This window comes from Marinitenerispora sediminis (genome assembly GCF_003336425.1).
Taxonomy (GTDB): domain Bacteria; phylum Actinomycetota; class Actinomycetes; order Streptosporangiales; family Streptosporangiaceae; genus Marinitenerispora; species Marinitenerispora sediminis.
Window position 1 is genome coordinate 1 of record NZ_QEIO01000181.1, and the last position, 9,113, is coordinate 9,113.

Consider the following 9,113-nt stretch of genomic DNA (forward strand, 5'->3'; position numbering starts at 1 on the left):
CCGGTGCACCGTGTGGCCCTTGATGTCCATGCCCAGGATCTGGGCGGCCTTGGCCCGGGCGTCCTCCGGACCGTCGGCCACCTTCACGCCGCCCGCCTTGCCGCGGCCGCCCGTCTTGACCTGCGCCTTCACGACGACACGGCCGCCCAGCCGCTGCGCGCTGAGGGCCGCCTGCTCGGGCGTGCCGGCGAGTTGGCGCTCCACCAGTGGCACGCCGTGCTCGCCGAACAGCTGTTTCGCCTCGTGCTCGTAGAGGTCCACCGGGCCTCCTCGGGGTCGTGTTCCTCGGTTCCCTCTGTCATACGTCAGATCGTATGCAGTATGCAATATCTCTTTCCGAGGCTCCGGACCCGCACTCCCGATCGCCCACCGCCGCACTCTGGACACGCGCCGCGACGTCATGTAGCAATGGAACTCATACGGTATGCAGTATTCAACCCGTGGTGCGTGCCGGCTCCGGCGCGCCGCTGGAGGAGATGAGCAGGCATATGGCGGACCACAAGAGCGACGCGACGACCATCTCCGGTGGCCACCTGGTGGCCAAGGCGCTGAAGGCCGAAGGCGTCGACGTGATCTTCACGCTGTGCGGCGGCCACATCATCGACATCTACGACGGGTGCGTCGACGAAGGCATCGACGTCATCGACGTCCGCCACGAGCAGGTCGCGGCGCACGCCGCCGACGGCTACGCGCGGGTGACCGGCAAGCCCGGCTGCGCGGTGGTCACCGCGGGCCCCGGCACCACGGACGCCGTCACCGGCATCGCCAACGCCTACCGCGCCGAGAGCCCCCTGCTCGTCATCGGCGGCCAGGGCGCCCTGAGCCAGCACAAGATGGGCTCGCTGCAGGACCTGCCGCACGTCGACATGATCAACCCGATCTCCAAGTTCGCGGCCACCGTCCCGCACACCGAGCGCGTCGCCGACATGGTCTCCATGGCCTTCCGCGAGGCACTGAACGGGGCTCCCGGACCGTCCTTCCTGGAGATCCCCCGCGACATCCTCGACGCCTCGGTCCCGGTGGAGAAGGCGCGGATCCCCGAGGCCGGCCGCTACCGGGCCTCCACCCGGCAGGCCGGCGACCCCGCGGCGATCGAGCGGCTGGCCGAGCTGCTGGTGCGCTCGGAGAAGCCGAGCATCCTGCTCGGCAACCAGGTCTGGACGACCCGGGCCACCGACTCCGCGACCGAGCTGGTGCGCACGCTCAACGTGCCCGCCTACATGAACGGCGCCGGCCGCGGCACCCTGCCGCCCGGCGACCCGCACCACTTCCAGCTGTCGCGGCGCTACGCCTTCACCAACTCCGACCTCATCATCATCGTCGGCACCCCGTTCGACTTCCGCATGGGCTACGGCAAGCGGCTCTCCCCGGACGCCACCGTGGTGCAGATCGACCTGTCCTACGCCACCGTGGGCCGCAACCGCGACATCGACCTCGGGATCGTCGGCGACGCCGACGTCATCCTGTCCGCGGTGCTGCAGGCGACCTCCGGCTACGGCGACAACGGCGCGCAGGGCCGCAAGTCCTGGCTGGAGGAGCTGCGGGCCCAGGAGCGCCAGGCACTGGACAAGCGCGCCGCGCTGCTGCGCTCCGACGCCACCCCGATCCACCCCTACCGGCTGGTCAGCGAGATCAACGACTTCCTCACCGAGGACTCCATCTACATCGGCGACGGCGGCGACATCGTCACCTTCTCCGGGCAGGTCGTGCAGCCCAAGTCCCCCGGCCACTGGCTGGACCCGGGCCCGCTCGGCACGCTCGGCGTGGGCGTCCCGTTCGTCATGGCGGCCAAGTACGCGCGCCCGGACAAGGAGGTCGTCGCGCTGTTCGGCGACGGCGCCTTCAGCCTCACCGGCTGGGACTTCGAGACGCTGGTCCGCTTCAACCTGCCCTTCGTCGGGATCATCGGCAACAACTCCTCGATGAACCAGATCCGCTACGGCCAGATCGCGAAGTACGGCGAGGCGCGCGGCAACGTCGGCAACACGCTCGGCGACGTCCGCTACTCCGAGTTCGCCACGATGCTCGGCGGCTACGGCGAGGAGGTGCACGACCCGGCCGAGATCGGCCCGGCGCTGCTGCGGGCCCGCGAGTCCGGCAAGCCCTCGCTGATCAACGTCTGGATCGACCCCGAGGTCTACGCGCCCGGCACCCGCAACCAGACCATGTACAAGTGATCCCCTGAGTCCGGGAGAAGCACCATGACGAAGGCACTGGACGGCGTTCGCGTCCTCGACATGACCCATGTGCAGTCCGGGCCGTCGGCGACCCAGATCCTCGCCTGGCTCGGCGCCGACGTGGTCAAGCTGGAGGCGCCGAGCGGCGACATCACCCGGCGGCAGCTGCGCGACCTGCCCGGAGTCGACAGCCTGTACTTCACGATGCTGAACTCCAACAAGCGCAGCATCACCCTGAACACCAAGACCGACCGGGGCAAGGAGATCTTCCTCGACCTGGTGCGCGGCTCCGACGTGCTGGTGGAGAACTTCGCGCCCGGCGCCCTGGACCGGATGGGCTTCACCTGGGAGGTGCTGCGGGAGGCGAACCCGCGGCTGGTCTACGCCTCCATCAAGGGCTTCGGGCCCGGAGCCTACGAGAAGTACAAGGCCTACGAGGTGATCGCCCAGGCGATGGGCGGCTCCATGAGCACCACCGGCTTCGAGGACGGGCCCCCGCTGGCGACCGGCGCGCAGATCGGCGATTCGGGTACCGGAATGCATACAGTAGCCGGTATTCTTGCGGCGCTGTTCCAGCGCACCCGGACCGGGCGCGGCCAGCGGGTGGAGGTCGCCATGCAGGACGCCGTGCTCAACCTGTGCCGGGTCAAGCTGCGCGACCAGCAGCGACTGGAGCACGGGCCCCTCGCGGAGTACCCCAACGAGAGCTTCGGCGACGAGGTCCCGCGGTCCGGCAACGCCTCCGGCGGCGGCCAGCCCGGCTGGGCGGTGCGCACCGCCCCCGGCGGCCCGAACGACTACGTCTACGTGATCATCCAGCCGCCCGGCTGGGAGCCGATCACCCGGCTGATCGGGCGGCCCGAGCTCGCCACCGACCCCGGGTGGGCGACCCCCGAGGCGCGGCTCGACAAGCTGGACAAGGCGTTCGCGCTGATCGAGGAGTGGTCCAGCCAGCTCCCCAAGTGGGAGGTGCTGGCCGCCCTGAACGCGCACAACATCCCGTGCGGCCCGATCCTGTCGACCCGGGAGATCATCGAGGACCGCACGCTGCGCGACAACGGGATCGTGGTGACCGTCCCGCACCCCGAGCGCGGCTCCTACACCACGGTGGGCCTGCCGATCCGGCTCTCGGACTCCCGCGCCGAGATCGAGCGCTCCCCGCTGCTCGGGGAGCACAACGCCGATATCTACCAGGGGGAGCTCGGCCTCGGCGCCGACGACCTGGCCTCCCTCAAGTCGAACGGAGTGATCTGATTGGCCTCCCAGAGCGCACCCGCCACCGCCCCGGCCCCGGCCGGCCGCCCGGACGGCTACGACCGCGACACCGTGCGCGCCGTGCTGGACCGCGCCCGCGAGGAGGGACGCGGCTCGCTCACCGCTCCCGAGGCGCAGGCCGTCGCCACCGCCTACGGCATCCCCACGCCGCGGGAGGGCCTGGCCACCTCGCCGCAGGAGGCCGCGGCGCTGGCGGCCGAGCTCGGGCTGCCCGTGGTCGCCAAGATCGTCTCTCCGGACATCCTGCACAAGACCGAGGCCGGCGGCGTGGCGGTCGGCCTGTCCTCGCCCGAGGACGTCGCGGCGGCCTACGACCGCATCGTCGCCAACGCCCGCGCGCACGACCCCGCGGCGCGCATCACCGGCGTGCAGATCCAGCAGCAGGTGGGCGCCGGGCAGGAGGTCATCATCGGCGCCACCACCGACCCGACGTTCGGCAAGCTCGTGGTGTTCGGCCTCGGCGGCGTCCTGGTCGAGGTCCTCAAGGACGTCACGTTCCGGCTGGCCCCGGTGACCCCGGCCGAGGCGCTCGCCCAGGTGGGCGACATCAGGGCCGCCGAGGTGCTGAGCGGTGTGCGCGGCCAGGCCGGCGTGGACCGCGAGCGGCTGGCCGAGGTGCTGAGCCGGCTCTCCGACCTGGTCACCGACTTCCCGGAGATCGCGGAGGCCGACCTCAACCCGGTGTTCGCCACCGCGACCGACGCGGTGGCCGCCGACCTGCGCTTCGTCCTCGACTTCGCGCCGCCGCCGCGGCCCAAGCGCTTCGAGCGCGCGGAGATCCTCACCGCGATGAACCGGATCTTCAAACCGCGCTCGATCGCCATCATCGGCGCGTCAAACGAGACGGGCAAGATCGGGAACTCGGTGATCCGCAACGTCGTCGACGGCGGCTACGCGGGCGAGATCCACCCCGTCAACCCCAAGGCCGACGAGGTGTACGGGCGCAAGGCCTACCGCAGCATCGCCGACGTGCCCGGGGACGTCGACGTCGCGATCTTCGCCATCCCGGCGAAGTTCGTGGCGGGCGCCCTGGAGGAGGTGGGCCGCAAGGGGGTCGCCGGCGCGATCCTCATCCCCTCCGGCTTCGCCGAGACGGGCGAGCACGAGCTGCAGGCCGAGGTGCTGGCGATCGCCCGCAAGCACGGCGTGCGGCTGCTCGGCCCCAACATCTACGGCTACTACTACACCCCGGAGCGGCTGTCCGCGACGTTCTGCACGCCCTACGACGTGGCCGGCGGGACCGCGCTGACCTCGCAGTCCGGCGGCATCGGCATGGCCATCCTCGGCTACAGCCGCAGTACGAGCACCGGGGTGTCGGCGATCGTCGGGGTCGGCAACAAGGCCGACATCGACGAGGACGACCTGCTGACCTTCTTCGGCCAGGACGAGAACACCAACGCCATCGCGATGCACCTGGAGGACCTCAAGGACGGCCGCGCGTTCGTGGAGGCGGCCCGCGAGGTGGTGCCGAGGAAGCCGGTGGTGGTGCTCAAGGCCGGCCGCACCTCCGCGGGGGCGCGCGCCGCGGGGTCGCACACCGGCGCCCTGGCCGGCGACGACAAGGTCTACGACGACATCCTGCGCCAGGCCGGCGTGGTGCGCGCGCCGGGGCTGAACGAGCTGCTGGAGTTCGGCCGCGCACTGCCGGTGCTGCCCGCGCCGAAGGGGGAGAACGTCGTCATCATCACCGGCGCCGGCGGGTCGGGCGTGCTGCTCTCCGACGCGGTGGTCGACAACGGCATGTCGCTGTACGAGATCCCGCCGGACCTCGACGAGGCGTTCCGCGCCTTCATCCCGCCGTTCGGCGCGGCCGGGAACCCGGTGGACATCACCGGCGGCGAGCCGCCCGCCACCTACGAGAAGACGATCCGGCTCGGCCTGGAGGACGAGCGGGTGCACGCGCTGATCCTCGGCTACTGGCACACCATCGTCACGCCGCCGATGGTGTTCGCCGAGGTGGTCTCCCGGGTGGTGGAGGAGGCGCGGGCCCGGGGCATCGACAAGCCGGTGGTGGCGTCGCTGTCCGGCGACACCGAGGTCGAGCAGGCCAGCGCCTACCTCTTCGAGCGCGGCATCGTGGCCTACCCCTACACCACCGAGAAGCCCGTGCAGGTGCTCGGCGCCAAGTATCGCTGGGCGCGCGCCGCGGGACTACTCTGATCCAACGCCCGTCACCCCCGGGCGGTCGCGCAGCCGCCGCCGACGGCCGCCCGGGGACCGCCGCACCGGCCGTCCCGCCAGCGACCAGATGCGCGCGCCACCACGACGACTCGCGAGGGAGGTGACCAGGGAGCACGGGGGCATAGGGGGCCACCAGCTCACATCCACTCTTCTTCCGAGGGAGATCCACGGATGGATTCCTCTGACGTCAACCCCAGCGGCACCACCCCCACAGGGGTACCGCCTGAGACCCCGAAACCGCTGATCCCCCGTCAGCGGCGTCCCACCCCCGACGAATCGGCCGGCGGTTCCGCCGCCACCGGGCCGGCCCCGGCGAAGGCGAAGCCCGCGGAGCGCTTCTGGCGCGCCGGGAGGCTGGAGCCGTTACCCATCCGCCCGCTTCCCGAGGCGCCCCCCTCCATCCACATCCTCGGCCCGACCGTCTTCCTCGTCGCGCTCGGCGTCGGCATGGGCGAGTCCTACATGTGGCCGCGCCTGGTACTGATCTTCGGGCCGGAGATCCGCTGGCTGTTCCTCATCGGCGTCACCCTGCAGGCCGTGGTGATGCTGGAGATGTCGCGTTACGCGATGGCCACCGGGGAGAGCATCTTCTTCGGCGCGGCCCGGGTGTTCAAGCCCCTGATGTGGTTCTTCTTCGTGACGGCCATCCTGGTCTACATCTGGCCGGGGCACCTGTCCGCCGGGGCCTCGGCGTTCGAACGGGTGACCGGCATCCCCTGGCAGGCCACGGCGGTCGCCGGGATGCTGCTGGTGGGCGTGGTCTTCACCCTGGCCAAGGTCGTGTACAACCTGCTGGAGAACGTGCTCTCCATCTGCATCGGGGTCCTCGTGGTCGGGACGTCGGTGGTGGCGGCCATGGTCGGCAGCTTCGCCGACCTCAGCTCGACCATCACGGGGATGTTCCACTTCGGGTACCTGCCGGAGGAGGCGCTGTCGCCGGCCTGGTTCCCCATCATCGTCGGGTCGATCGCGTTCGCGGGACCCTCGGGGATGCAGCAGATGTGGTACACGCTGCACCTGCGCGACAAGGGCGCCGGCATGGGCGCGCACGTCCCGCGCATCCGCGGCCTGCGGCACGCGGAGGACCAGGAGAGCATGCCCTCGCGCGGGTTCATGTTCGACACCTCCGACCCCGACGAGATGCGCAAGTGGAAGGGCTGGCGGCGCTGGGTGACCTTCGACGCGCTGCTGCTGTTCTGGGGCGTCACGATGCTGGTGACGGTGTCCTTCACCGTGCTGGCGCAGGCGTCGGCGCGGCTGGACCCGGGGGTGGCCGACGTGATCCGCGACGGGGAGCGGGAGGCCGCGCTGGACGCGATGGCCAACTCGTTCGCCGCGGCGGGCAGCCCGGTGTTCGGCACGGTGTTCTTCTGCTTCATCGCGCTGATCGGCCTCAACGCCACGCTCGGGCTGTTCGACTCCTTCTCGCGCGGCCAGGCCGACATGACCTACTACTTCGTGCCGGGTGCCAAGCGGTTCAGCATCTCCAAGCTGTACGCGTTCTTCCTGTGGGGCCTGATCGCGTTCGGCATCCTGGTGCTGCTGTTCGGGCCGGCCGACGGCCCGGCGTCGATCCTCGACGTGCTGGCGTTCCTCTCGACGTTCGCCATGGGCGCCTACTGCGTGGTGCTGCTGCTGGTCAACAACATCACGCTGCCCAGACCGATCCGGCCGGGGATCGTGTCGAACGTGATCATCGGGTTCGCGGCCGTCTTCTACCTGGGCGCGCTGTTCTACTCGCTGTTCGCCTACGGTGTGGTGGTGAGCTGATGGGCGCCGCCCTCCACCCCGGGCCCCGCGGCCGCTCCCGCGCGGCGTGCTACGCCGAAGTGGCGGTACCGGGCGCGGCGATCGGGCTGCTCAGCGGGGCGTTCGCCGGCGGGGTGGCCTCGCTGGCCGGCCTGCCGGCGGCCATGGTCGCCGCGATCGCCGTCGGCCTCGGGGCGCCGCTGGCGCTGTTCGGCGGACTGTACTGCGTCCTGCTCGCGGCCGGCCGGATCGGGGTCGGGGCGGTGGGGCCGGTGGCGCTGCTGTGGCTGGTCGGGTTCCCGCTGTCGCGGCTCGCCGACGAGTTCGTCGTGGCGCAGGTGCTCGGCCAGGAGTCGGTGCTGCGGGAGCCGCTGCTTTCCTTCCTGCTGTTCCAGGCGATGCTCAGCCTCGGGTACGCGATCGGGTTCCTCTGGCTGCACGAACGGCTGGCCCCCCGTTGGCTACTGCGCATCACCGGCCATAATGACGTGGCCGCAACTCTCGTCGCGCGTTACGTCGAGCACGTGAGTTCCGTGCGCGCCCGTCCCCGACGGGCGGCCGACCGCGGACGGTGACCCCGTCCCGGCCAGACCTAGGCAACCGCACATCCTCGGCCCCGGGCGCCGTCCGGCGCCCGGGGCTGGCACGGCCGGCCGTGCCTCGGACCTCTTCAGGAGTGGGACAACGTGGATATTCAACCGTGGGTGTGGGGGGTGACCATCGCCGTCCTGCTCGGCGTGATCGCGCTCGACTTCATCATCATCGCCCGCCGACCGCACGAGCCCTCGATGCGCGAGGCGGGGATCTGGATCGCCGTGTACGTGTCGCTCGCGATCGTCTTCGGCATCGGGATCGCGGTGTTCGCCGGGGGCGACCAGAGCCTCGACTTCTTCACCGGCTGGATCGTCGAGTACTCGATGAGCATGGACAACCTGTTCGTGTTCATCCTCATCCTCGGCTCGTTCGCGGTGCCGCCGGAGCACCGCCAGCGGGTGCTGCTGGTCGGGATCGCGCTCGCGCTGGTGTTCCGCGGGCTGTTCATCGCCCTGGGCGCGGCCGTGGTGAACGCCTTCGCCGGGGTGTTCTTCCTGTTCGGGGCGTTCCTGCTGTACACGGCCTGGAAGCTCGTCGCCGACGGCGGTGAGGAGGAGGAGTACAAGGAGAACGCGGCGGTCCGGATGGTGCGGCGGGTCCTGCCGGCCACGGACCGGTTCCACGGGGCCAAGCTCACCGTGAAGGTGGACGGCAGGCGCCTGGTCACGCCGATGCTGATGGTGATGGTCGCGGTCGGGATGACCGACGTGCTGTTCGCGCTGGACTCCATCCCGGCGATCTTCGGGATCACGTCGGAGCCCTACCTGGTGTTCACCGCGAACGCGTTCGCCCTCATGGGGCTGCGCCAGCTGTACTTCCTGATCGGCGGGCTGCTGACCAAGCTGGTGTACCTGAGCAAGGGCCTGGCGTTCATCCTCGGGTTCATCGGGGTGAAGCTCATCCTGCACGCGCTGCACGAGACCACCGACCTGCACGTGCCGGAGATCCCCACCTGGCTGTCGCTGGTCGTCATCGTGCTGACGCTGGCCGGGACCACGGTGGCGAGCCTGGCCAAGAGCCGCCGCGACGCCGCGGCGCAGCCCGCGGCCGCCGAGAGCGCGGCCACCCCGCCGGCGGAGGGCGGCGCGCAGGACCGGGTGAACGCCTGACGGCGGATCCGCTCATACGACGGGGCGG

The 9,113-nt window shown here is 70.8% G+C and carries 7 protein-coding genes; 6 read left to right on the forward strand and 1 reads right to left on the reverse strand.

The features are described 5' to 3' along the window. Positions 1 to 261: ATP-grasp domain-containing protein (locus DEF28_RS23675; RefSeq protein ID WP_181874414.1), on the reverse strand; the 261-nt coding region annotated here is incomplete at its 3' end. Positions 262 to 488: 227 nt separating this feature from the next. Here DEF28_RS23675 and DEF28_RS23680 point away from each other — a divergent pair. The 6 genes from DEF28_RS23680 to DEF28_RS23705 all read left to right on the forward strand — a co-directional run bounded on the left by DEF28_RS23680 (position 489) and on the right by DEF28_RS23705 (position 9,085). Continuing rightward, positions 489 to 2,177, forward strand: a complete 1,689-nt coding sequence (locus tag DEF28_RS23680; RefSeq protein ID WP_114400014.1) for a thiamine pyrophosphate-binding protein — start codon at positions 489 to 491, stop codon at positions 2,175 to 2,177. Between the two features lie 24 nt (positions 2,178 to 2,201). Next, complete coding sequence (frc, locus tag DEF28_RS23685) at positions 2,202 to 3,431, forward strand: formyl-CoA transferase (protein ID WP_114400013.1); 1,230 nt, start codon at positions 2,202 to 2,204, stop codon at positions 3,429 to 3,431. A gap of 72 nt (positions 3,432 to 3,503) precedes the next feature. Continuing rightward, entirely contained in the window at positions 3,504 to 5,612 is a 2,109-nt protein-coding gene (locus tag DEF28_RS23690; RefSeq protein WP_114400015.1) for an acetate--CoA ligase family protein, read from the forward strand. Between the two features lie 192 nt (positions 5,613 to 5,804). Continuing rightward, positions 5,805 to 7,403, forward strand: a complete 1,599-nt coding sequence (locus DEF28_RS23695; RefSeq protein WP_114400012.1) for an Nramp family divalent metal transporter — start codon at positions 5,805 to 5,807, stop codon at positions 7,401 to 7,403. Then, entirely contained in the window at positions 7,403 to 7,957 is a 555-nt protein-coding gene (locus DEF28_RS23700) for a hypothetical protein (protein WP_114400011.1), read from the forward strand. Before DEF28_RS23695 ends, DEF28_RS23700 begins: the two co-directional genes overlap by 1 nt. Positions 7,958 to 8,068: 111 nt before the next feature. Then, the gene (locus DEF28_RS23705) at positions 8,069 to 9,085 is read left to right on the forward strand and encodes a TerC family protein (protein ID WP_114433466.1); all 1,017 of its coding nucleotides are present in this window, start codon (positions 8,069 to 8,071) and stop codon (positions 9,083 to 9,085) included. The last annotated feature ends 28 nt before the right edge of the window (positions 9,086 to 9,113 follow it).